This is a genomic window from Streptomyces sp. NPDC033131 (genome assembly GCF_055578365.1).
Map to the genome: position 1 here is coordinate 166,070 of NZ_JBVIPA010000011.1, position 22,586 is coordinate 188,655.

The following is a 22,586-nucleotide window of genomic DNA, read 5'->3' on the forward strand; positions in this document are numbered from 1 at the left end:
CCATGACGAAGATCGACACGAGTCGCCCGGAGACCGTGCTGCCGACCCCGTCGCACACGGTCGGCCCCTTCTACGGCCACGCCCTGCCGTTCCCCGGCGGCGGCGACATCGCCCCGGTCGGCCACCCGGACACGATCGCCGTGCACGGGCACGTGTACGACGGCGAGGGCAATCCGCTGCCCGACGCGTTCGTGGAGCTGTGGGGTCCCGACCCGGACGGCAACCTGCCGGCGGTCGACGGCTCGATGCGGCGCGACACGGCGAGCGGCGGCTTCCTCGGCCGCAACGGCGTGGAGTTCACCGGCTGGGGCCGCATCCAGACGGACGCGAGCGGCCACTGGTCCGCGCGCACACTCCGGCCCGGCGCGCGCGGGCGGAGCGCCCCGTACCTGAGCGTGTGCGTCTTCGCGCGCGGGCTGCTGGTGCACCTGTTCACCCGGATCTACCTGCCGGGCGACGAGGCGGCGCTCGCCGCGGACCCGCTGCTCGCGCGGCTGGACGCGGAGCGACGCGCCACGCTGATCGCGACCGGCGGGGACAAGGGAACGTACCGTTTCGACATCCGCCTTCAGGGCGAAGGCGAGACGGTCTTCCTGGAGTTCCAGTGACATCCGACGAAGCGGACACCGGCCTGCTCGCCCCCGGGTGGGCAGGCTCCCCGGCCGCGTCCGCGACCGGCGACCGTGCCCACCTGCAGGCGCTGCTGGACGCGGAGGCGGCGCTGACCCGCGCCCAGGCCGCGTGGGGGCTCGCCCCGGCCGGGGCGGCGACGGCGGTGACCGAGGCGGCCGACGCCGGCCGATTCGACGTGCGGTCGCTGGCGGAGCGGGCCCGGGGCGGCGGGAATCCCGTCATTCCGCTGGTCGCCGATCTGACGAAGGCGGTGGGCGAGGAGTTCGGGCCGTACGTCCACCGGGGCGCGACCAGTCAGGACATCATGGACACGGCGATGATGCTGGTCGCCCGGCGCACGCTGGACCTGATCCTCGCCGACCTCGGACGCGCCGAGCGGGCGCTGGCCCGGCTGGCCGCCGCACACCGTGACACCGCGATGCCGGGGCGGACGCTCACCCAGCACGCCGTGCCGACGACGTTCGGGCTGAAGGCGGCCGGGTGGCGGTCGCTGGTGCTGGACGCCCGGGACCGGGCAACGCCCGTACGGGACTCTCTGCCCGCTCAACTCGGCGGTGCGGCCGGGACATTGGCGGCCTTCACGGCGTACGGCGCGGACGATCCGACCGCGCTGCTCACCTCCTTCGCCCGCGAGAGCGGGCTCGCCGCGCCGGCACTGCCCTGGCACACCCTGCGGACGCCGGTCGCCGACCTCGCCGGCTGTCTGGCCTTCACGGCCGGGGCCCTGGGCAAGATCGCCGCGGACATGCTCACCCTCTCCCGGACCGAGATCGCCGAGGTCGCGGAGGGCAGCGGCGGCGGTTCGTCCGCCATGCCGCACAAGGCGAACCCGGTACGGTCCACGCTGGTCGCGGCCGCCGCCCGGCGTGCCCCCCAGCTCGCGGCCACCCTGTACGGCTCGCTGGCCGCCGAGGACGAGCGGCCGGCCGGGGCCTGGCACGCCGAGTGGGAGCCGGTGCGGGACCTGCTCCGGCTGGTCGGCGGCGCCGCCCGCGACGCGGCCGAACTGACCGAGGGCCTGCGGGTCCACGCCGACGTCATGCGCGCACACCTCGACCTCACCCACGGGTTGGTCGTCTCCGAGCGGCTGTCCGCCGAGCTGGCACCCGTCCTGGGCCGTGCCCGCGCCAGGGAACTGCTCACGGACCTCGCCAGGCGTACCTACGCCGAGGGCCGGAGCCTTAGCGAACTACTCGCCGAGCAGCCCGAGTTGAAGGACGTCGACCTCGACGAGCTCACCGACCCCGCCCGCTACACCGGCTCCGCCGGAGCCCTCACCGACCGTGCTCTGGAGCGACGTTGACCGACACCCGCCTCAACCACCGTGCCGAAGGGCCCGCTTCCGCTCCCCCACTGCTGCTGGGACCTTCGCTGGGCACCTCGTACGCCCTGTGGGACCGGGTCGCGCCCGAACTGTCCCTCACCCACCGGGTGATCCGCTGGGACCTGCCGGGGCACGGCGGTTCGGCGGCCGGCCTGATCGGGCCGGGCGCGACCGTCGGAGACCTCGCCGATCTGGTGCTCGCGCTCGCCGACTCCCTGGGCATCGAGCGGTTCGCCTACGCCGGGGTGTCACTGGGCGGTGCGGTGGGGCTGCAGCTGGCCGTGCACCATCCGCAGCGGGTGTCGTCGCTCGCGGTGATCTGTTCCTCCGCCCACTTCAACGGCTCGAAGCCGTGGGAGGAGCGGGCCGCGCGCGTCCGGAGCGAGGGCCTGGACCAGCTCGCGGACGGTGCCGGCGCGCGCTGGTTCACGTCCGGGTTCACCGTGCCGGAACTCGTCCGGGACCACCGGGACGCCGACCCCGACGCGTACGCCGCCTGTTGCGACGCGCTGGCCGCGTTCGACCTGCGGGAGCGGCTGGCGGAGATCTCCGCGCCCACTTTGCTGGTCGCCGGCCGCGAGGATCCCGCGACCCCGCCCGCGCATCTGCGGGAGATCGCGGACGCGGTGCCGGGCGCCGCGCTGGTGGAGATCCCGGGGGCCTCGCATCTGGCGCCCGCGCAGTGCCCCGAGGCCGTCCTGACCGCACTGCGGGCGCACTTCGACGGTGGCGCCAGACGGGGCATGGAGGTGCGGCGCGAGGTCCTCGGGGACGCCCACGTGGACCGGGCGCAGGCCCGGCAGACGCCCTTCACCGCGCGCTTCCAGGACTTCATCTCGCGCTACGCGTGGGGCGAGATCTGGACCGACCCGACGCTCAGCCGCCGCGAACGCAGCATGATCACGCTGACCGCGCTGGTCGCGCACGGCCACTACGACGAGCTGGCGATGCATGTGCGGGCGGCCCGGCGCAACGGCCTCACCCCCGAGGAGATCGGCGCGGTGCTGCTCCAGACGGCCGTGTACTGCGGGGTCCCGGCGGCGAACTCGGCGTTCGCGGCGGCCCAGCGGGTGCTGGCGGAGGAGGACGGCTCGGAAGGGTGAGCCGGAGGGTGAGTGGGAGGGTTTGGAGCTGTTGCCGCTGGAGTGTGTTCAAGAGGGTTTTGGTGAGCGGGAGTGAGCGTGCGGGGTCTGTGTCGTGTCGCGCGACTGGGCCGTGGGGCTGGTTCTCGGTGAGGAACTGACGTTCTTGCATCGAATGTGTGACTTTTCTGGGTGGCGCTCGTTTCTCACGGCGACAGGGTTCTTCGAGTGCGGGCCGGGCGGGGGGCACGGGGTGGATGAGCTGAGGAGCATCGCAGAGCCGTTCGTCGCGTCCGGTCCCAGTGGTGCGGCCGTCCGGACCTGCCTCAAGCACCTGACGCCGGACGATGAGAAGGTGCTGCGCCTGGTGGGGGCGCATCTGGGGCCGCTGGCTTCCAGGGATCTCAAAGCGCGTTGCCGGGACGGCCTTTCGCATTCCGGTGAGGCGTGGGCGGTGCGTAAGCGGGAGTTGACACCGCTGTCGTCGTCGCGGTGGGTGGGCAGTATCACCAAGGCGTCGCATGACCAGTGGGCGCTGGCCCGCCGCTGCCAGTCGGCGCACCTGCAAAACCTGGAAGCGGGGGTTCGCACCATCGAGGACCGCCTGTCGCTGCCGGTCGGTCAGAATGGGACGAAGAAGGCGCCCGGGGGTTACTGGTCGCAGCGGGAATGGCATGCCAAGTCGCGGCGGCTGCGGGTACTTCAGGACCGCCTGGCTTCCGTGCGGGCCGACCGCGAGGCCGGCCTCGTGCACGTCGTCCGCGGCGGGAAGCGGCTGGCCCGCACCCGGCATCACCCAGAGGCGGCCCAGCTCACGGAGTCCGGATGGCGGGGGCGCTGGGAGGCGGAGCGCTGGTTCTGCCAGGCGGACGGGGAGTCCGGCAAGCGCTACGGCAACGAGACCATCCGCATCAGCCCGGACGGCGAGGTGGGCATCAAACTCCCCGCACCGCTCGCGCATCTGGCCAACGCCCCGCACGGTCGCTACGTCCTCGCCAGCAGGGTTGTGTTCGCGCACCGGGGCGGCGAGTGGGCGGATCGCGTCGCGGCCGACCGGGCCATCGCCTACCGCATCCACCTCGATACCGGCCGGAACCGCTGGTATGTGACCGCGTCCTGGCAGACCCCGCCCACCCCCACACTCCCGATCGAGGCTGCCCTCGCGCACGGGGTGATCGGCGTCGACATGAACGCCGACCACGTCGCCGCCTGGCGCCTCGACACCCACGGCAACCCGACCGGCAGCCCCCGCCGCTTCTCCTACGACCTGACCGGCACCGCCCAGCACCGCGACGCCCAGGTCCGCCACGCCCTCACCCGCCTCCTACACTGGGCGAAGACCTGCGGCGTGAAGGCGATCGCGGTGGAGGACCTGGACTTCGCCGCGGAGAAGACCCGCGAGAGACACGGACGACGTAAGCGGTTCCGGCAGCTGATTTCCGGTATGCCCACCGGGAAGCTCCGTGCCCGGCTGGCGTCGATGGCGGATCAGCCGGGTATCGCGGTCCTCGCCGTCGACCCGGCCTACACCAGCCGGTGGGGTGCCCAGCACTGGCAGAAACCCCTCACTACGACGACTCGCACCACCACTCGCCATGATGCTGCTGCAGTGGCGATCGGAAGGCGCGCCCAGGGACACCCGATCCGGCGACAGACGGCACCGCCCCCACAGCACCGGAGTGATGCGGTGGGGCATCGGACCGTCCAGGCCGATCGGCGTTTTCCTGGGCGTGAGGAAACCCGCCCCCGCATCCCCGGACCACGGACACGATCCGTGCCGCCCGGACGCGGAGCGAACGCGGGCAACCAGAACGCCCAACACCGTCCGGGGCGTTCGACTGAGCATGATTTCTGGCAACAGGACTCACTCCCGCCCAGTCTTCAGGAACGGTGACCCTGCCGGTCGTAGCCTCACCAGCATCACGCCGACGTCCCCGCCGCGCGCCTACGGTGCGGGCATGTCCACGATTCTGATCACCGGCGCCACCTCCGGTCTCGGCCGCCATGTCGCCTTCGAACTGGTCCGCTCCGGACACCTGGTCCTCGCCCACGGCCGTGACGCCGCCCGCACGCGCCAGCTCGTCGAGGAACTGCGCGGCGAGGGTGCGGCCGAAGGGTTCGTCGCCGATCTGGCCGCACTGACGCAGGTGCGCGAGCTGGGCGCCCGGGTCGCCGAGGCGCACCCCGAGCTCGACGTCCTGGTCAACAACGCGGGTGTGGGCGGCGGTTCGCCCGGCTCGGGGCGGGAGGTGAGCGCCGACGGACACGAACTCAGGCTGGCCGTAAACTACTTGGCGCCGGTCGCGCTGACCCGCGCGCTCCTGCTGGCGAACCCGCCCGCGCGGATCGTCAACGTCGGCTCGGCCGGCCAGGAGCCCCTCGATGTCGACGATCCCGAGCTCATTCGGGGCTACAGCGGCCTCTCGGCGTACTGCCGCAGCAAGTTCGCGCTCGCCGCGCACACCTTCGCCCTGGCCGAGGAGGCCGTGGAGTCCTAGCTCAGACACCAGCCGCAAAGTAGGTCTCGGGTAGCCGGACGAGCCCCGTTTCCCCGTCCTGGGCGCAGTCGTTGGTCTGATCGAGTGATTCGGGCCTGTCCCAGGGGCGGGCGTGGGCCGCCTCAGTCCCTCCGGTAGGTGGCGACGGCGTCATCACCGAAGGACGCGGCGAGCGCCCGCGTGATCAGGTCGGGCAGCTTGGTGTGTCCGTCGTCTTCGGTCCAACGCGTCAGCGCCGTGTGCATCGCGGCCATGCAGGCGCTGGTCGCCGCCTGGGCGCGGAACGCGGCGTCGGGATCGGTCGCGTCATCCCCGAGGGCGTCGACGATGGCCTGTTGCAGCGCGTACTGGCTGTCCAGGTGCCGGGCCCGCAGCGCAGGCGTCGAGACCATGAGCCGGAGGCAGTCCAGCAGGAACCGCTCGTTCGCCCCCGGTTCGTCCCCGTTGTCGCCGGTCAAGGCCATGGCCGCGTCGATGAGCGCGCCGCCGACCCGGCGCACCAGGGGTTGCGTCGCGGACGACGCGGCGACCTGCTCGGCGATGAGTTGGGCGGGCTGGTCGATGAGGACGAGGTCCTCCTTGGTGGGAAAGTGCCGGTACACGGTCATTGCCGAGACGCCGGCGGCCTCGGCGACGTCGGCCACCGTCACCGCGTCGTAGCCGTGGTCGGTGAACAGCCGCACCGCGTGCGCTTGGACCAGGCGCCGCGTCTCGGATCGCCGTCGTCCCCGCAGGGTTGGTTGCCGCTCACTCATGTGCTAGACACTACCATCATGTTAGTGACTAACATTTAGATGGGGTGAAGACATGGGCGATCTGACGGGCAGAACGGCTTTGGTGACGGGCGCGTCGCGCGGCATCGGGCAGACAATCGCCGCTCGGCTCGCGGCCGAAGGGGCCACGGTCATCGTGCACTTCGGCACGGATGAGAGCGGGGCGGCTGCGACGGTCGACGCGATGGAACGCGCCGGCGGGACCGCCTTCTCCGTCCGAGCCGAACTGGGCGTGGACGGCGACGCCGAGACACTTTTCGCCGGCGTGGAGGCCGGCTTGGCCGGTCGGCCGCTCGACATCCTGGTCAACAACGCGGCGGCCGCACCGGCCGGCCCGCTCGGCGTGACGACCCGGGCAGAGTTCGACCACTTGTTCGCGGTGAACGTGCGAGCGCCATACTTCATCATCGAGCGGGCGCTGCCTCTGTTGAGCGAGGGCGCCCGGATCGTCTCGGTCTCGTCGGTGGCGACCCGGATGGCCAACTCGGCCCAGACATCCTTCGCCATGACGAAGGGCGCGATCGAGACGATGACCAAAACCATCGCCGTCCAACTCGGCCCCCGAAGGATCACGGTGAACGCGGTCGCTCCTGGGGCCACCAGGACGGCGACCAACGGAGCTGTCTTCGACACGCCGGGCCTCACCGAACAGATATCCGGTATGACGGCACTCAACCGGCTGGGCGGGCCCGACGACGTAGCCGATGTGGTCGCCTTCCTCGCCTCCCACGCCGCCCGCTGGGTCACTGGTCAGATCATCGACGCGAGCGGTGGCCTGTTCCTCGGCCCACGCGCCTGACCAACGAGGGCTAAGGGGTCCTTTCACTATGAGCGTCCGATCAGGTCGCGTGATCTGGTGCCGTGCATCGCAAGGCGCCGGAGCGGCCTCGTGGCGGAGGTGCTACCAGGCGCCCCGAGCTGGAGGCCGCCGTGAGGCTCGCCGGGGAGATCCGCTCTTCCGGTGTCGCCGTCACCCTCGTCGTGCACGAACACAAGCGGCTCGGCCGCGGCATCGAACTGGCCATGCTCGCCGAGGAGCTGAAGGCCGGCGACGTCGGCCTGGAGTTCCTCACCGGGGAGCTGAAGGGCTCGCACGACCTGTCCGGCATCGTGTTCACCGTGCTCGCGGCCATGTCCGGCATGGAACGCGAGTACATCCGCGACCGCACCCTGGAAGGCCACGAGTCCGCCCGCAGGCGCGGCAAGACCATCGGCGGCGCGGGCGTGACCGACGGCGACATGCTGTCCATGGCCCTCCATCTGCGCGACCAGGAGATGAGCCTGCGCGACATCGCCAAACGGCTCGTCATCACCACGGGAGCGAAGAAGGGCCACAACCCATCGCCGGCGACGGTCCTACGGATGCTGCGCGAGCATGACGAGCAGGCCGCCACGGCAGCGGGCGCGTGATCACCCGGCTAGTTTGCGGCTGGTGTCTGAGTTAGGACTCCAGGGCCGAGGAGCTGGACGGCACCGGTGTCTCGGTGAACGTGCTGCACCCGGCGACCTACATGGACACGGCGATGGTCCGCGAGGGCGGCATCAGCCCCTGGAACACGGTGGCCGACGGCGCTCCGGGCGTCCTGGCCCTGGCCACCCGGGACCTGGGCAGCGGCGGCTACTTCGACGGGACGCGGGCGGCAGGGCGCACCCGGCGGCGTACGACGAGGACGTGCGCAAGCGTCTGTCTGCCGTCACCGACCGACTGCTGGACACCTGACCTACCGCAGCCCACGGCCCGTCTCCAGCACCGCCCTCGCCTGCGCCACCAGCCCGTCCGCTCCGCAGGACCGCGCCGACGCCAGGCCCCGGCGACCGAACGGGCAGGAACGTGCACAAGCGCCTGTCCGCCGTCACCGACCGGCCACTGGACACCTGACCTACCGCAGCCCACGGCCCGTCTCCAGCACCGCCCTCGCCTGCGCCACCAGCCCGTCCGCTCCGCAGGACCGCGCGAGCGCCAGGCCCCGGTTCAGTTCGGCGACCGAGCGGGCGAGGATGCCGTACTCGACGCGGGCCGCCGCGTGTTCGTACTGGCAGGGCGAGGCCTCCAGGTACGCGACCGCCCGCGCGGCCAGCCGGACCGCGCGCTGGCCGGTCTCCAGGGCGGCGGCGCAGCGCAGGGCCTCGCCTATGGCCGTGTCGGTGCCGAGGCGTTCGGCGTGTCGGCGGACGTCGGTGGCGAGCCGGCCGGCACGGTCCGGGTCCTCGGTGGCGAGGGCGCGGGCGAGGTCGACGGCCCAGGGGACGAGCACCGGGTTGTGGTGGCCGCGGACGGCCGCCGCCTTTTCCGCGGCCTCCAGTTCGTTGATGCCGTCCTTGGTGCGGCCGACGGCGAGCAGGAGGCGGCCGCGCACGGAGCGTGGGTCGGGCAGCACGATCGTGGAGGGGTAGGGCGGGGCGAAGCCGCACTGCTCGGCGATCGCCCAGGCCTCCTCGACGTGGCCGCGGGCGAGCAGGGTGTCGACGAGGTTGCAGGTCGCGGTCCAGTACAGGGGCAGTCCCCGGCCGACGCGTTCGGCCAGGCGCAGCGCCTCGCGCAGGGACGTCTCGGCCTCCCGGAGGCGCCCGCGGCGGCGGTGGCCGAGTCCGACGTAGGCGTGGGCCAGGGCGAGGTGGCCGCCGCTCCAGCCGGCGGACTCGTAGGCACGCAGCGCCTCGGAGTAGAGGGCGTCGGCCCGGTCGAGCCGGTCGGTGTAGGCGTACGCGTTGGTCAGCATCAGGAGCAGTTCGACGCCCCACTCGGTGTCGGTCCAGCCGAGGCCGGGTGCGAGCCGGCCGTTGACGAGGGCGCGGTCGCACAGGTCGACGACCTCCTCGGCGCTCTCGCCGTGGGTCATGGCGTCGAAGCCGCGCAGCATGAGCAGGGCGCGTTCGGAGTTGTCACGGCCGGTGCAGGTGCGGGCGAGTTCGGCGAGGCGCTCGGAGCGGCCCGGTGAGGCGGCCTCGCCCGCGTGGATGCCCTCCCACATGTACTGCACGGCCTGCAGCCGCATCCGGGCGGGTCCGGGCGCGTGCCGGGCGGCCTCCGCCTCGACGGTGAGGACGGCCTCCTCCAGCTGGTCGTTGTGCAGGAGTGCCTGGGAGAGGCGGAAGACGGCGTCGACGCGCGCGTCGCCTTCGAGGCCCGGCATGGCGAGCGCGGTCTGGAGGTGGTCGATGGTCTTCGCGGGCGCGGTGAGGAGGGTGGCGCAGCCGAGTTCGAAGAGCACGTGCGCGTGCACCTCGGGCTGCGGGGGTTCCAGCAGGGCGCGTTCCAGGCAGCGCCGGGCGGCGTCGGGGGCGCCGACGGCGAGGTGCTCGCGGGCGGCCTCACGCAGCTGCTCGACGAGTTCCTCGTCGTCGTCCGGGTGGACCTGCAGGAGGTGGCGGGCGGCGGCCGCGGCGCCGCGCCCGGAGTCGGTGACGACCTGGGCGGCGATGCCGTGCATGGCGGTGCACAGGGCGGGCGGGATGGAGTTGTAGACGGCGGTGGCGATCAGCGGGTGGACGAACTCCAGGTCGCCCTCGTCGGCCGGTCCGTTCGCCGGGTCGGGTGCGGTGAGGATGCGGGCGCTGCGCAGCAGTTCGGCGCAGCGCCCGGCGTCGTCACGGCCGAGGGTGGCGAGCTTGGCCACCAGGTCGACGGAGATACCGGTTCCGAGGATGGCGGCCGCCCAGGCGAACCGGGTGGCGTCGATGCCGAGTTCCTCGAGGCGGGCGACGAGGCCGCCGCCGCGGGCCGCGCGGTTCAGGGCCCGCAGTTCTCCGGCCGCGCTCTCGGTCGGCTCCAGTTCGCTGTCCTGGACCTTGGCGAGGAGTTCGACGGCCTCGTACGGGTTGCCCGCGGTGACGGCCCAGACCTCGCGGCAGAACGCGGCGTCGGCGTGCCCGCCCAGGGTGGCGCGGGTGAGTCCGGCGGTGGCCTGTGGGGTCAGGGCGCTCAGGGTGGTGGCGGGGAGGCCCGTGGCGGCGACCGCGTCGAGGAGCCGGGCGCTCTCGCCGGTCATCTCGCCGGGGCGGCGGGCCACCACGACCAGGACGGACAGGTCGTCCAGGCGTTCTGCGAACGCGGCGAGCCAGCACAGGGTCTCCTGGTCGGCCCAGTGGGCGTCGTCGATCAGCAGGACCAGTGGCCAGTCGCGCCGGGCCAGCCGGCGCACCGCGGCGACCAGGCCGTCGGTGACGCCCTGCGGGTCGGCCTGGCGCCCGCCGGGGTCCGTGAGGCCGAGGGCCGGGCCCGCGATGTCGTACCAGTCGCCGAGGTATTCGCGGGCCTCTTCCGGCATCAGCGACATGAGGGCGGGTTGCAGCAGTTGTCGTACGACGTTGAAGGGGACGGACCTGAGGGTTTCGCCGCCGCGCGCCGACCACACCGTGCAGCCGCGTGCTTCGGCGATACGGCGGGTCTCGGCGAGCAGGGCGGTCTTGCCGAAGCCGGCTTCGCCGCTGATCATCAGCAGGCTGCCCGAGGAGGAGCTGTCCGCGCCCAGAGCGTCGATGGCTCGTACGACGGCGGCGACTTCCTCGTCACGCTCCCACAGCGAGGCCGGGGCGGCCGCCAGGGGCCGTACCTCCGTCATCGCGCTACCTCCCCAAGTCGCCCGTACGACGTACAGACTTGAGCGTAGCCGTCCCGATGCCGGAGCGGAGGCCGGTCAGGGCACCTGTTGTCGTGACGGGTGCCGCCGGATGCGCGAGGGCGACGGGCGCCGTCCGTGACCGGCACCCGCCCAGCGCCCTGCGCGGGTCCGGTGGTCGACTTCACCGGCGAATGCACACGACTCGTCCCGCAATGGGGCGAATTCGGAGCCGGACCTTCTCATGCCTCTTTCACCGAGGCCTCATACGGTGGGGACATGACGCAGGCGACTCCCTCCGGGTGGTACCCCGACCCCGGGCAGACAAGTGACGGTCCCGCCACCGAGCGCTGGTGGGACGGCAAGGCATGGACGGACCAGACCCGGCCCGCGGGGTCGGCCGCCGCGTGGGGCCCTCCGGAGGTGGCGGGTGCCGGTCCGTTCCCGGCGCATCCGGCGTATCCCGGGCATCCGGGCTATCCGGGGTATCCCGCGCAGCCGCCCGCCCGATCGCGGCGCGGTCTGCACACGGGCATAGCCGTCGCGGCGGCCGTCGTGGTCCTGGCGTGCATAGGTGTGGGTGTGTACGCGCTCTCCGGCGACGAGGGCGGCAACGGCAACACCGCGAACTCGCAGGGGCCGGGCGGACCGGGCGGCTCGGGTGGCCAGGACGGCCCCACGGGCGGCCCCTTCGGCGGCAACGGCGGACCCGGGGGCGACGGTGGGTCCGGTGGCTCCGGGGGGTCCGGTGGCTCCGGGGGGTCCGGTGGCCAGTCGCCCTCGCCCGACCAGTCCGAGGCGCCGAGGATCGAGAGCGGTTCGGTGACCGACGCGATCGACGGGATCAGCCTGCCGATACCCAAGGACTGGTACGGCCAGCAGATGTCGGTGGGGGCGTCGGTCACGTCGAACGACTCCTACGACTGCCCCGGCGACACCTCGAAGTCCTGCACGAAGGGCGGCGCCTACTCGGCTCCCGCCCTGGCGCTCGGCACCAAGGGCACCACGGCCGAGGAGATCGCGAAGGCGGACATCGCGGCCAACGCCGAGGACTCCTACGGCGGCTCGACCTATGGCGCGATCACCTCGCACGACGTGCTGGCCTCCAAGGCGGTGACCGTGGCCGGGCAGAAGGGCTACCTGGTCCGCTGGAAGGCGGTCACCAGCAAGGGCTCCGACGGGTACGTGCAGTCGCTGGCCTTCCCCTCCCCCGCGAACTCCCAGCAGATGGTCGTCGTCCGCTTCGGCGTCGACGTGGAGGAGACGCAGGCCGTGCTCGACGAGATCACCAAGGGCATCAAGGTGTCGACGGGCGGCGGCAGCGGCCAGGACGTCTGACGTCAGACGGTCGGCGGTCGGCGGTCGGCGGTCGGCGGTCGGCGGTCGGCGGAAGAACGTGCCGGCCGGGCGGGGCTCCCCTCCGCTCAAGAGGAGTCCCGCCCGGCCGGGGGTGCGCGCCGCCCCCGTCCCCACGGTGCGGCGCGGGCAGGTCGCCGTCCCGGTCATCCCGTGGACGGCGGCCTGGGTCTCAGGTCAGGCCGAGTGCCGGGAGCACGGCGGCCTCCACGAACCGGACGAGGTAGTCCGGGTCGGCGTACTTGCCCTCCAGGACGGGCCGCGCGCGCAGGACGCCGAACATCTGGGCCGGGATGTACTCCACCGCCGGATGGCCGGCGGCGATCTCGCCGCGTTCGATGCCGCGCCGCAGGATCTCCTGCAAGGCCGCGATCTCCGGTTCCACCAGTGCCTCGCGCAGTGCCAGCGCGAGTTCCTCGTCCTGCGTGACGGCGTGGCCGAGTGCCTGGACCAGTTGGGTGTCGCTCGTCGACCAGGCGCCCGCCGCCCGTGCGGCCTGGCGCAGGTCCTCGGCGAGTGAGCCGGTGTCGATGCCCGCGAAGCGCACCCGACGGCTGCCGCGCAGGGCCGCCGCCACGAACTGGGGCTTGGTCTTCCACTGCCGGTACAGGGTGGACTTGCTGCAGCGCGTGCTGGTCGCGACGCCGTCCATGGTGACGGAGTCGTAACCGCACGCGCGGATCTGCTCGAGCACGGCGTCGAAGAACTCCCGCTCACGCTCTGGCGTGATCTTGGAGCGGCGCGAGGCGGCGACCGCTTCCGGTCCGTCTGCGGCCTGCGACGTCATCAACTCTCTCCTCGCTCGTGTCCGTGGCCGGGGGCTCACGTTCCAGTGTGTCGTACGCCTATCGATACTCGAGTGTACCGATACGGATTCGTATCGGTACACTCCAGTATCGGTACGCGACAGTATCGATGAGTTTCCGCGGCCGGACGAGTCACCAGCCCGTCCGGAACAGCACCAGCACACACGCACCACGTCAGCGAAAGGGCCGGGGGATGAATGCCCGCACCGAGCCTTCACCAGCGGCGCCGAGCGCGACAGCGCGACCGCCGCTCGTCCGTGAGCTCCTGCTCGTCGCAGGGTTCTTCCTCGTCTACAAGTTCGGCCGCCGGCTGGCGACGGGCCACACCGGCGAGGCCTTCCACAACGCGCACCGCGTGTGGGACCTGGAGCGAACCCTCCGGCTGCCGGGCGAGGACTCGGTGCAGTCCCTGCTGCTGCACGGCGACACGTTCGCGCACCTGGCGAACACCTACTACGCCACCGTCCACTTCCCGGCCACCGCCGCCTTCCTGGTCTGGCTCTACCTGCGCCGCCCCGCGCACTACGTCTGGGCCCGCCGCGTCCTGGCCGCGCTGACCGGCGCCGCGCTGGTGGTGCACCTCCTGTTCCCGCTGGCCCCGCCGCGCATGCTCGCCGCCACCGGCCTGGTGGACACCGCACGGATCTACGGACCCTCCGTGTACGGCCCGCCGCAGACCGACCACCTCTCGAACCAGTTCGCGGCGATGCCGTCGCTGCACTTCGGCTGGGCGCTGGTGCTGGCGATCGGCCTGATCGTCGCCACCCGCTCCCGGCTGCGGTGGCTGTGGCTGCTGCACCCCCTGCTGACGCTGCTGGTGATCGTCGGCACGGCCAACCACTACTGGCTGGACGCGGTCATGGCGGGGGCGCTGCTCGGCCTCGCGCTCGCGGTGATCCACCTGCCGCACCGGACGGTCACCACCGCCGGACGCGGTCAGGGCCGGCCCGTACCCGCCGAGAAGCCGTCTCTCGTGGGGGCGAACCGATGAACGCCACCGTTCTCGCCGTCGTCCTGTCCCTCTTCTCCTCGGTCGCCTACGCGGCCGCGGCCGTCGCCCAGGAGAGGCTGGCCTCCCGCAACCCGGCTTCGGGCACGCTGCGGCTGCTGCGCTCGGGTCCCTGGTGGGGGTCGGTCGTGCTCAACGCGTCGGCCGCACTGCTGCATGTGGTCGCCCTGAAGTACGGGCCGCTGACCGTGGTCCAGCCGCTCGGTGCGCTCACCCTGGTCGCGGCGGTGCCCATGGGGGCGCGGGTCGCGGGGCGGCGGGTCAGTGCCGCGGAGTGGCGGGGCACCGCGCTGACGCTGCTCGGTCTGTCCGCGATCCTGGTCACGGCGTCCGGGCCGGCGCCCGAGGACGTGCTGAGCGTCCCCGAGGCGGTGGCGGTCGCGGCGGTGACGGCCACGCTGATCGGCGCTCTGGCACGGCGGGGTGCCCGGCCGGGCCTGCGGCACGCGTCCGCGTCGGGCTTCGCCTCCGGAGTCGCCTCGGCGCTCACCCAGACCGTGACGGTGGCCGTGACGGACCGCACCCAGTCCCTGCTCAGCGTGGAGGTGGTCGGGGTGGCGCTGCTGGTCGCGGCCTTCGCGACCGGCGGACTGCTGCTGTCCCAGACCGCCTACCGGGGCGGCCTCGGCGCCCCGCTCGCCGTGGTGACGCTGGCGAACCCGGTGGCCGCCGCGGCGATCGGCCTCGCGCTGCTCGGCGAGCGGCTGCAGGGCGGCGCGGCGGGCATTCTGCTCGCGCTGACGGGGGCGGGGATCGCCGCGTGGGGCGTGGTGCTGCTCTCACGGGTGCCGCACGCCGGGGCCGCCGGGGATGCGGACGGACCCGGCGACGAGGAACACCCCGTGGCCGCGGTGCTGGCCCTGAGGCCGGAATCGGCGACGGCCGAGCCGGCGTTGACGCCCCGGCCGGCCGCACCGGCGCTGGTGCTCCGGCAGTCCGAGCCGGGACACCTCACACCCCTGTGAGCGCCGTCGCGGGCGGACTCAGCCGAGTCCGCGCGAGTCCTGCTTGAGCGCCGTGTCGACGGTCAGTGCCGTCGCCACGACCAGGCTCAGCAGCGGCTCGGGCAGCTGGTAGTGGATCTGCAGGACGTAGTTGTCCGCGGTCGTGAACATCGTCTTGGCGAGGCCTTCCCAGGTCTTGGTGATCCGGGCGACCTCCTTCTCGGTGTGGTCGACGATGGCGAAGTTCCACGCGCGCCAGTTCTCCGCCTTGATCGCGCCGACCTGTTGGCCGTTCACGTTCATCGCGAAGTTGATCTTGCCGATCATGTTCTGCTGGACGATCTCGCCCACCGGCTGACCGTCCGGACGTGCCACGAGCACCCGTGACTTGAGGAACTTCGCCGGGCGCGTCAGCAGCAGTACGGGCCGGTCGTGCGCGTCCCGGATCTCCAGCCTGTGCGTCAGGAACTGGTCGACGCTGGCGACGAGGCGCAGGGCCTTCTTCAGCGTGCTCTGCCCGACCTGGACGACCGAGCCGAGCTGGTTGCCGTTCTGGTCCATGACCTTGTACTCGTTGGTCAGCTCGATCAGCTTGGCCTTCTGGTTGACCACCAGGACCGGCTCGCTGAACAGGCTGCCGCCGCCGGGGCCGCCCGCCGCGACCCCGGCCTGCTGCTGCACCTGGTGCTGGACGCGCTGGTCCGGGCCGGCCGGCTGCGGCGGCACCTGCGGTGCGGCCTGGGCCTGCTGGTTCGTGTGGTCCGTCCACTGCGCGCCGTCCCAGTAGCGGAGCGTCTGGGCCGCTCCGTGCGGATCCGGGTACCAGCCTGCAGGTGTGTTCGATTGCGTGGTCACCGACGCACACTATCCCGAGGGTCCCCGGCCCCGACCAGCCCGGATCCGCCCTCGCCGGAAGGCTTTACCCAGTCATGACAGCCGGGTCGCTCACCCCCGGCCGCCCGTTCTCCACGTGGCCGGCGAACCTGCGCAGGAACGCCGGCTCGGCCCCGGACGTGACGGTCAGGTCGTACCAGCGCCTGCTCGCCGCGAGGTCGAAGGTGTGCTTCACGGTGGCGCCGGCGCGCACGGTGAAGGTCCTGGCCCGGTCGCCGTATCCACTGGTGACCTTCAGCCGCACGGTGCCGGAGCCCTTGTTGGCGAAGGCCAGCTCGACGTCGTCGCCGCTGTGGCGTGCGGTGACCTCGAGTCCGGCGCTGCCGTTCGGGCCCTTGAAGACGCGCAGGAACCCGTTCGGGCCGTGCACGGTCAGGTCGTACGAGCCGTTCGAGTACGCCGAGTTCCAGGTGTCGGCGATGCTCTTGCCGGCCTCGGTGGTGTACGTCCACGGACCGTCGGCGCGGTTGCCGGAGGTGACGTGGAAGGCGGCACCCGCCTTCGCCCCCGAGGCGAAGGTGAGCGTGTACGTGCCCGCCACCGCGTCCGCCGAACCGTTCACCGACGGGGCGTACTTCAGGGGGCGGGCCGGGCGCAGTCCGCGCTCCTGCACGGGCATGTCGGGGTCGGCCGGCGGCGTGGGGCGGTAGTCGGGGTGACGCTCGCGGTCCGGCGGCTCGTAGCCGTCGGTGTCCGGCAGCGCGGCCGGCCTGGCGTCCTTGCGGGAGAAGTCGAACGCGGACGTCAGGTCGCCGCAGACCGCGCGCCGCCAGGGTGAGATGTTCGGCTCGCCGACGCCGAAGCGACGCTCCATGAACCGGAGGATCGAGGTGTGGTCGAGGGTCTCGGAGCAGACGTATCCGCCCTTGCTCCACGGCGAGACGACCAGCATCGGCACGCGCGGGCCGAGGCCGTAGGGGCCGGCCGGGCGCTTGCTGTCGCCCGGGTAGAGGTCCGGGGAGACGTCGACCGTGGACCTGCCCTGCGCGGCGGACGCCGGCGGCAGCGGCGGCACCACATGGTCGAAGAAGCCGTCGTTCTCGTCGTAGGTGATGAACAGGGCCGTCTTCGCCCACACCGCCGGGTTGGAGGTGAGTGCGTCGAGAACCTGTGCGATGTACCAGGCGCCGTAGTTCGAGGGCCAGTTGGAGTGCTCGGAGAAGGCCTCGGGGGCGGCGATCCAGGAGATCTGCGGCAGTCGGCCGGCCTTGACGTCCGCCTTCAGCCGGTCGAAGTAGCCGTCGCCGTTCTTGACGTCGGTGCCGGTGCGGGCCTTGTCGTACAGCGGGTCGCCGGGCGCGGCGCCTCGGTAGCTGTTGAAGTACAGCAGCGAGTTGTCGCCGTAGTTGCCGCGGTAGGCGTCCTCGATCCAGCCCCAGCTGCCCTTCGCGTCGAGGCCGTCGCCGGTGTCCTGGTAGATCTTCCAGGAGATCCCGGCCTTCTCCAGCCGCTCCGGGTAGGTCGTCCATCCGTAGCCCAGCTCGTCGTTGCCGAGGACCGGGCCGCCGCCCCGGCCGTCGTTGCCCGTGTAGCCCGACCACATGTAGTAGCGGTTGGGGTCGGTCGAGCCGATGAACGAGCAGTGGTACGCGTCGCAGACGGTGAAGGTGTCGGCGAGGGCGTAGTGGAAGGGGATGTCCTCGCGGGTCAGGTACGCCATGGTCGTGGTGCCCTTCGCGGGCACCCACTTGTCGTACTTGCCCCCGTTGTAGGCGGCCTGCCCGTCGGGCCAGCCGTGCGGCAGGCCTTCCAGGAACTGCATGCCGAGGTCGTCGGCGTCCGGCCGGAACGGCAGCACGTCCTTGGCGCCGTCCGACTGGTGCCATATCGACCTGCCGTTGTCGAGCGTGACCGGACGCGGGTCGCCGAAGCCGCGTACGCCTCTGAGCGACCCGAAGTAGTGGTCGAAGGAACGGTTCTCCTGCATCAGGACGACGATGTGCTCGACGTCCTCGATCGTCCCCGTGCGGTGGTGGGCCGGGAGCGCGGCGGCTCGCTGGATGCTCTGGGACAGCGCGGTGAACGCCGTGGTGGCGCCGGTGAGCTGAAGGAAGCGGCGCCTGTTGACGTCGGGCATGGGTGGGGCCTCTCATCCTGAGTACGGATGGCCGGAGCGTGACGGAAGGTGCGCGAAAGGAGTGTTCCAAGAGCACCAAACGTCAGGGAAGGGTCTGGTGGCGCTGATGTGAAAGTCGTGAGTACGGGGGGTGTGCCGGGCCGGAGCGCGGGGAGGGCCGCGCTCATGACAGAGACGCACACCTCGGCGTCCACGCCGACGAAACGGCCCGCACGCCGGCTCGGCGCCGCTTCCGCGGGCAACGCCGTGGAGTGGTACGACTTGGTACGCCTACACGTTTCTGGCCACCTACATCGCCGCCCAGGTCTTCCCCAAGAGCGCTTGGTTACCTGCGACCGCCGGAGACGGCACACACGGAGCTACGGCGCTGAGGTCCACCGCTGCGCCACGGCCCGTCCCGCCCGGAGCGCGGCCACGGGGTCGGCCGCCTCGTCCAGTTCGATGAGTACGGTGCCGGCGCCGGGGGTGCGGGACATCGCGTCGGCCCAGCCCTTCCAGTCCACGATGCCCGCGCCCAGCTGGGTCATGTAGGGCTGCTGCCGGGCGAAGACCGTGTCGTCGATGGTGAGTTGCACGTCGATCGGTCCGACCGCGTCCTTCCAGTGCGCCAGGGCGATGCGCGGGGTGTGGCGGCGCGCGACGGCGACCGGGTCGCCTCCCCCGAGGGCGATGTGGCAGGAGTCGGGGCACAGCCACACGTAGCGCGGGTCGGTGAGGGCCATGAACAGGTCGATGTCCCGCTCGTACCAGAGGGTGCTGTGGGACTCCGTGTGGAAGGCGAGTTTCACGCCGTGCCGGGACACCGCCTCGCCGACCGCGTGCGCGATGCCGGCCATGCGGGTCATGTACGCGGCGTCGACGAAGAAGGGCGGCCGCATCCCGTACGTCGTCCGCATGGGCAGTCCGGCGACGAGGAGTTCCGCCCCGGCCTCGGCGAGGAAGGCCGCGCGGCGTTCGGCGTCGGCGACGATCGCGGCCAGGTTGTCGCCGTGCCGCCAGTCGGGGCAGTCGCTCCCGGCGATGAAGGCGCTCACGACGGACAGGCCCCGGTCCGCGAGCTCGCGGCGGAACGCCGGTGCGCTGCCGAAGGCCCGCAGGGCGGAGTCGATGTCGCCGGGCGCGAAGGTCAGCTCGATGCCGGTGACCTCGGCGTCGGCCAGTGCGTCCATGACGCGTTCCCAGAACCGCTGCGGGTGCCGCCGGGCCCAGTCCCGCACGGCGTCCGCGGAGGCCAGACCCCAGAAGGCCGGGTGGTGGAAGGTGATGATGTCGGTCGCGAAGCGAGGCGTCATTCGGCACCGCCACGGGCGTTGTAGACGACGATGCCGTCGGCGCTGTCGACGGCCTTTCGGTAGTCGCGGAACACGGTGAGCGCCTCGTCGCGGAGCACGTCCTTGACGACCTCGATGCCGCGGGCCTGGAACTGCTCGGCCCAGTCCGCGCCGAGCGGGCCCTCGTCGAAGGTGGTGATCTCCTCCAGTTCCGGGCCTTCGCCGGCGACCACGAGGGCGCGGACCCCTGACCACATGGTGGCGCCGTAACACTGGACGCACGGGCGCCAGTTGACGACGAGTTCGTGCGCCGGCAGGCCGTCGCCGCCGAGGTCCCAGCCGCCGGTCGCCGTCTGGGCCAGGCCGAGGGCGACGACCTCGGCGTGGGCGCTGGAGACGCCGGAGGCGAGGACGACGTTCACGCCGACCGAGACGATCCGGCCGCTGTCCCGTTCGGCGACGAGCGCCGCGAACGGGCCGCCGTCGCCCGCGCGCCAGTTGCGGTCGGCGAGGCGGTGCACGAGGCGCATGCGGTCCTCGCGGTCGGGGACGACGGCGGGCACGTCGGCCAGTTCGTCGTCGATCCAGGCCGGCAGAGCCACCTGGTACTGCCTGGCGATGTCGATCATGATCGTGCTTCCTGTCAGTGGGTGGTGAGCGCGGTGTGCCGCCGGGCTACGGCACGGGCGGCCCGGACGGCGGTCACCGCTCCGGTCAGGGTGACGTTGGCGGCCATCGCGGTGGGAATCACGCCGTTGCCGGCGAGGTACAGGTTGTCGTAACCCCACACCCTGCCGTCCGGGTCGCACACGCTGGTGCCGTCGTCGGCGGCGCCGGCCCGGACCGTGCCGGTCTGGTGCAGCGAGGAGCCCGGCGGCAACAGCGCGCTTTCGGTCGCGGGGTCGAAGGGGCCGAACTCCTCGGCCGTGCAACGGACTTCGTCCAGTGCCCGGGCGATCAGCACACGGTCCGCCTCGCAGTAGCCGAACTCGACGGTGATCCGCGGCATCCCGGCGAGGTCGGTCCGCGTCTCGGAGAACACCAGCCGGTTCTCGGGGCGCGAGGCGACGGGGGCGTACAGCGAGAGGCCCACGGAGTGAGCCAGGGGCCGGCCGTCCTCGTCCAGGTACGTGCGGTTCATGATCTGGCCGTGGAAGGGCTGCGCCGCCCCGTTCTGCGGCAGCCAGAGCGAGTCCGTGCTGAACTCGCCGGGGCGCTGCAGGGGCAGGTCGTCGAGGCCGATGCCGAACCGGTCGAGGTCGAGCAGGACCCGGGCGGTGATGAACGCGTGCTCGTTGAGGTGACGGCCGAGCGCGTGGGGCCGTATGCCCGAGGCGAACAGCAGCTGCGGGGTGCGCAGCGCGTCGGCGCACACCACCACGGTGTCCGCGAGGAGCACGGACGCGGCGCCGTCGGCGACGCGGCGCAGCCAGGCGCCGGTGACGCGGTCGTCCTCGACGAGCAGGGCCGTCGCGAGCGTGCCGGTGGCCAGGGTGAAGGCCGGGTCACCGCCGACTGCCAGCGCCGGGAAGATCGTTCCCGGTGCCGTGCGGGGCATGGGACCCGCGGTCGTCGGGGTGACGGCCATCGGCATCGGCTGTGTCCGCCGGTCCTCCGGTCCCGCGCCGTCGAAGCGTCGGCTCAGGACGTCGAGCACCGTCCGGCCGACCTCGGTCGGGCCGATCGCGGCGGGCGTGACGGCGAGGATCCGGCGCGCGGTGTCCAGGTCCGCCGCCCAGCGGGCCGGGTCGCCGAAGTCGAACACCTCGTGTCCGGCGGGCCAGGGTGTCGCGGCGGTCCAGTGGACGCCCATGCCGCCCGCGTTCCAGGCGAGCGCCGTCGCGGGCATCGCGTCGGCGTCCTCGCCGAAGGCCAGGGCGTGGACCATGCCGGGCGTCAGGCCGGTGAGGCCGGCGGGGACCTCGCGCACCACTTCGGCGCCCGTGTACATGCCCTGGACGCCGGTGGCGACCTGTTCGTTGTAGCGGGCCCACAGGAGCGGGTCGTCGAGGTCGTGCAGGTGCAGGCCGGGACTCTCGCCGATCGCGCTGCCGCCGTCCACCATGGTGATGTCCAGCGCCGGATCGGCGTCCCGCAGCTGCCGGGCGACGACGGATCCCATGAGGCCGCTGCCCACGATGAGGACGTCGGTGCGGGGGGTGTCGGTCAAGGTGAGACTCCAGGTGTCGGGCCACGGGTGCCGGAGCAGGGGGGTGGGGTGTGCGCTCACGTGCGCGGGACGAGCGGGCCGAACAGCTCGGTGTCCATGCGGTCCAGGGCCAGCTTGACGGCGCCGACGAGGGCGGCGTCGCGGCCCAGGCCGGTGGCGCGCAGCTCGATCGCCGGGGTGCGGGCGTCACGCATCGCGGCACGCACCCGGGGCAGCAGGACGTCGGCCGCGTCCTCCAGGCCGCCGCCGAGCACGATGAGCGAGGGGGCGACCGTCCACGACAGGATGGTGAGGATCGACGCGATGTTCTCCACGAACTCGTCGACCTCGGCGAGTGCGCCCGCCTCGCCCGCGCGTGCGGCGTCGAACCGGGCGAGGGCGATGTCGCGTTGGGCCGCGTCCGGTGACGTCAGCCAGGCCACCGGGTGGTGCTCGACCGAGCCGGCCGGTATGGAGCGGGCCTCGACTATCTCGCCCGCGGCGCCGTCGAGACCGCGGTGCACGGCGCCCCGGATGAGGATGCCGAGGCCGGTGCGGTTGCCGAGGATCGCCCATACGACGTTGTCGTGGTCGCCGGCCACGCCCCGCCAGCGCTCCGCGAGGGCACCGAGGTTGGTGTCGTTGTCCGCGAACCAGGGCACCGGGATGCGCCGGCCCAGTTCTTCGGGCAGGTGTACGCCTTCCCAGCGTGTGGTGTGCACCAGGCGCCGTACGACCCCGTCGTCGTCGATGGCGCCGCCGCCCGCGACCGCGCCGGCGCGCAGCCGGCCCGGCGGCCCGCCCGCGTCGTCGAGCGCCGCCCGGACCAGGGCGGCCGCGTCGTCGAGGGTGACCTGCGGGTCCTGGTAGGCGCGCAGCGGGCCGTGGGCCCGGCCGAGGATGCGGCCTCGTACGTCGGCGACAACCGCGGACGCGTCCGAGGTGGTGATGGTCACGGCCGCCAACAGGGCGTGTTCGGCGCGCAGTTCGTAGCGTCGGGCGGGGCGCCCGGCGGAGCCGCTGACCGGCACCCGGTCCAGCTCCGCCACCCGCCCGGCCTCGACCAGCGAGTCCAGGATCAGCTCGATGGTGCGGCGGGAGAGCCCGGCCCGCTCGGCGAGCGCGGTCAGCGTCGTCGGCCCGGCGGACACCGCCAGCGCACGCAGGACGACGGAGGTGTTGACGCGCCGGACGGCGCTCTGGTTCATCCC

At 72.5% G+C, this 22,586-nt stretch carries 18 protein-coding genes and 3 pseudogenes; 12 read left to right on the top strand and 9 right to left on the bottom strand.

What is annotated here, in order from left to right:
• Window positions 1-2 precede the first annotated feature (2 nt).
• The 5 genes and pseudogenes from pcaG to ACZ5XS_RS16945 form a co-directional block, all read left to right on the top strand.
• Window positions 3-608: a protocatechuate 3,4-dioxygenase subunit alpha gene (gene pcaG, locus ACZ5XS_RS16925; protein ID WP_468651947.1), complete on the top strand. Its 606-nt coding sequence runs from the start codon at window positions 3-5 to the stop codon at window positions 606-608.
• Window positions 605-1,936, top strand: coding sequence for a 3-carboxy-cis,cis-muconate cycloisomerase (gene pcaB / locus ACZ5XS_RS16930; RefSeq protein WP_468651949.1), 1,332 nt, complete (start codon window positions 605-607; stop codon window positions 1,934-1,936). The genes pcaG and pcaB overlap by 4 nt, the downstream gene beginning before the upstream one ends.
• On the top strand, window positions 1,933-3,060 hold the full coding sequence (gene pcaDC / locus ACZ5XS_RS16935) for a bifunctional 3-oxoadipate enol-lactonase/4-carboxymuconolactone decarboxylase PcaDC (RefSeq protein WP_468651951.1): 1,128 nt from the start codon (window positions 1,933-1,935) through the stop codon (window positions 3,058-3,060). Before pcaB ends, pcaDC begins: the two co-directional genes overlap by 4 nt.
• A 232-nt stretch (window positions 3,061-3,292) precedes the next feature.
• Entirely contained in the window at window positions 3,293-4,933 is a 1,641-nt protein-coding gene (locus ACZ5XS_RS16940; RefSeq protein ID WP_468651953.1) for a nuclease/transposase family protein, read from the top strand.
• Between the two features lie 64 nt (window positions 4,934-4,997).
• Window positions 4,998-5,522, top strand: a pseudogene (locus ACZ5XS_RS16945) (SDR family NAD(P)-dependent oxidoreductase); the annotation flags it as partial.
• 137 nt (window positions 5,523-5,659) lie between these two features.
• On the opposite strand, the gene ACZ5XS_RS16950 reads toward ACZ5XS_RS16945, so the two are convergent.
• Window positions 5,660-6,292: a TetR/AcrR family transcriptional regulator gene (locus tag ACZ5XS_RS16950; protein ID WP_468651955.1), complete on the bottom strand. Its 633-nt coding sequence runs from the start codon at window positions 6,290-6,292 to the stop codon at window positions 5,660-5,662.
• Window positions 6,293-6,344: 52 nt separating this feature from the next.
• On the opposite strand from ACZ5XS_RS16950, the gene ACZ5XS_RS16955 reads away from it, so the two are divergent.
• From ACZ5XS_RS16955 to ACZ5XS_RS16965, 3 genes and pseudogenes are all read left to right on the top strand, one after another.
• Window positions 6,345-7,109: an SDR family oxidoreductase gene (locus ACZ5XS_RS16955; RefSeq protein WP_468651957.1), complete on the top strand. Its 765-nt coding sequence runs from the start codon at window positions 6,345-6,347 to the stop codon at window positions 7,107-7,109.
• A 62-nt stretch (window positions 7,110-7,171) separates the two neighbouring features.
• Window positions 7,172-7,720 (top strand): recombinase family protein, encoded by a 549-nt coding sequence (locus ACZ5XS_RS16960; protein ID WP_468651959.1) that lies wholly within the window; start codon window positions 7,172-7,174, stop codon window positions 7,718-7,720.
• Between the two features lie 44 nt (window positions 7,721-7,764).
• Window positions 7,765-8,030, top strand: a pseudogene (locus ACZ5XS_RS16965) (3-oxoacyl-ACP reductase); the annotation flags it as partial.
• 160 nt (window positions 8,031-8,190) lie between these two features.
• Here ACZ5XS_RS16965 and ACZ5XS_RS16970 read toward each other — a convergent pair.
• Window positions 8,191-10,872 (bottom strand): ATP-binding protein, encoded by a 2,682-nt coding sequence (locus tag ACZ5XS_RS16970; protein WP_468651961.1) that lies wholly within the window; start codon window positions 10,870-10,872, stop codon window positions 8,191-8,193.
• A 276-nt stretch (window positions 10,873-11,148) separates the two neighbouring features.
• On the opposite strand from ACZ5XS_RS16970, the gene ACZ5XS_RS16975 reads away from it, so the two are divergent.
• Window positions 11,149-12,207: a DUF2510 domain-containing protein gene (locus ACZ5XS_RS16975; protein ID WP_468651963.1), complete on the top strand. Its 1,059-nt coding sequence runs from the start codon at window positions 11,149-11,151 to the stop codon at window positions 12,205-12,207.
• A 190-nt stretch (window positions 12,208-12,397) separates the two neighbouring features.
• Here ACZ5XS_RS16975 and ACZ5XS_RS16980 read toward each other — a convergent pair whose 3' ends face one another.
• Window positions 12,398-13,012: a TetR-like C-terminal domain-containing protein gene (locus ACZ5XS_RS16980; RefSeq protein ID WP_217236582.1), complete on the bottom strand. Its 615-nt coding sequence runs from the start codon at window positions 13,010-13,012 to the stop codon at window positions 12,398-12,400.
• 212 nt (window positions 13,013-13,224) lie between these two features.
• On the opposite strand from ACZ5XS_RS16980, the gene ACZ5XS_RS16985 reads away from it, so the two are divergent.
• Together ACZ5XS_RS16985 and ACZ5XS_RS16990 are read left to right on the top strand one after the other, a co-directional pair.
• The gene (locus ACZ5XS_RS16985) at window positions 13,225-14,022 is read left to right on the top strand and encodes a phosphatase PAP2 family protein (protein ID WP_468651966.1); all 798 of its coding nucleotides are present in this window, start codon (window positions 13,225-13,227) and stop codon (window positions 14,020-14,022) included.
• Window positions 14,019-15,005 carry a DMT family transporter gene (locus ACZ5XS_RS16990; RefSeq protein ID WP_468651968.1) on the top strand — a complete coding sequence of 329 codons (987 nt, stop codon included), beginning with the start codon at window positions 14,019-14,021 and terminating at the stop codon, window positions 15,003-15,005. The genes ACZ5XS_RS16985 and ACZ5XS_RS16990 overlap by 4 nt, the downstream gene beginning before the upstream one ends.
• 18 nt (window positions 15,006-15,023) lie before the next feature.
• Here ACZ5XS_RS16990 and ACZ5XS_RS16995 read toward each other — a convergent pair whose 3' ends face one another.
• Both ACZ5XS_RS16995 and ACZ5XS_RS17000 read right to left on the bottom strand, forming a co-directional pair.
• Window positions 15,024-15,839 (bottom strand): LURP-one-related family protein, encoded by an 816-nt coding sequence (locus ACZ5XS_RS16995; RefSeq protein ID WP_468651970.1) that lies wholly within the window; start codon window positions 15,837-15,839, stop codon window positions 15,024-15,026.
• A 64-nt stretch (window positions 15,840-15,903) separates the two neighbouring features.
• Window positions 15,904-17,955 carry a phosphocholine-specific phospholipase C gene (locus ACZ5XS_RS17000; protein ID WP_468651972.1) on the bottom strand — a complete coding sequence of 684 codons (2,052 nt, stop codon included), beginning with the start codon at window positions 17,953-17,955 and terminating at the stop codon, window positions 15,904-15,906.
• 165 nt (window positions 17,956-18,120) lie between these two features.
• On the opposite strand from ACZ5XS_RS17000, the pseudogene ACZ5XS_RS17005 reads away from it, so the two are divergent.
• Window positions 18,121-18,277, top strand: a pseudogene (locus ACZ5XS_RS17005) (MFS transporter); the annotation flags it as partial.
• 37 nt (window positions 18,278-18,314) lie between these two features.
• Here the strand turns inward: ACZ5XS_RS17005 and ACZ5XS_RS17010 are convergent.
• The 4 genes from ACZ5XS_RS17010 to ACZ5XS_RS17025 are packed head-to-tail and all read right to left on the bottom strand — an operon-like array spanning window position 18,315 to window position 22,583.
• Window positions 18,315-19,247, bottom strand: a complete 933-nt coding sequence (locus tag ACZ5XS_RS17010) for a sugar phosphate isomerase/epimerase family protein (RefSeq protein WP_468651974.1) — start codon at window positions 19,245-19,247, stop codon at window positions 18,315-18,317.
• Entirely contained in the window at window positions 19,244-19,855 is a 612-nt protein-coding gene (locus ACZ5XS_RS17015; RefSeq protein WP_468651975.1) for a tRNA-specific adenosine deaminase, read from the bottom strand. The genes ACZ5XS_RS17010 and ACZ5XS_RS17015 overlap by 4 nt, the downstream gene beginning before the upstream one ends.
• Before the next feature lie 14 nt (window positions 19,856-19,869).
• A complete protein-coding gene (locus ACZ5XS_RS17020) occupies window positions 19,870-21,396 on the bottom strand; it encodes a GMC oxidoreductase (RefSeq protein ID WP_468651977.1) in 1,527 nt (508 codons plus the stop codon).
• Window positions 21,397-21,452: 56 nt separating this feature from the next.
• Window positions 21,453-22,583 carry an ROK family transcriptional regulator gene (locus ACZ5XS_RS17025; protein WP_468651979.1) on the bottom strand — a complete coding sequence of 377 codons (1,131 nt, stop codon included), beginning with the start codon at window positions 22,581-22,583 and terminating at the stop codon, window positions 21,453-21,455.
• Window positions 22,584-22,586 lie beyond the last annotated feature (3 nt).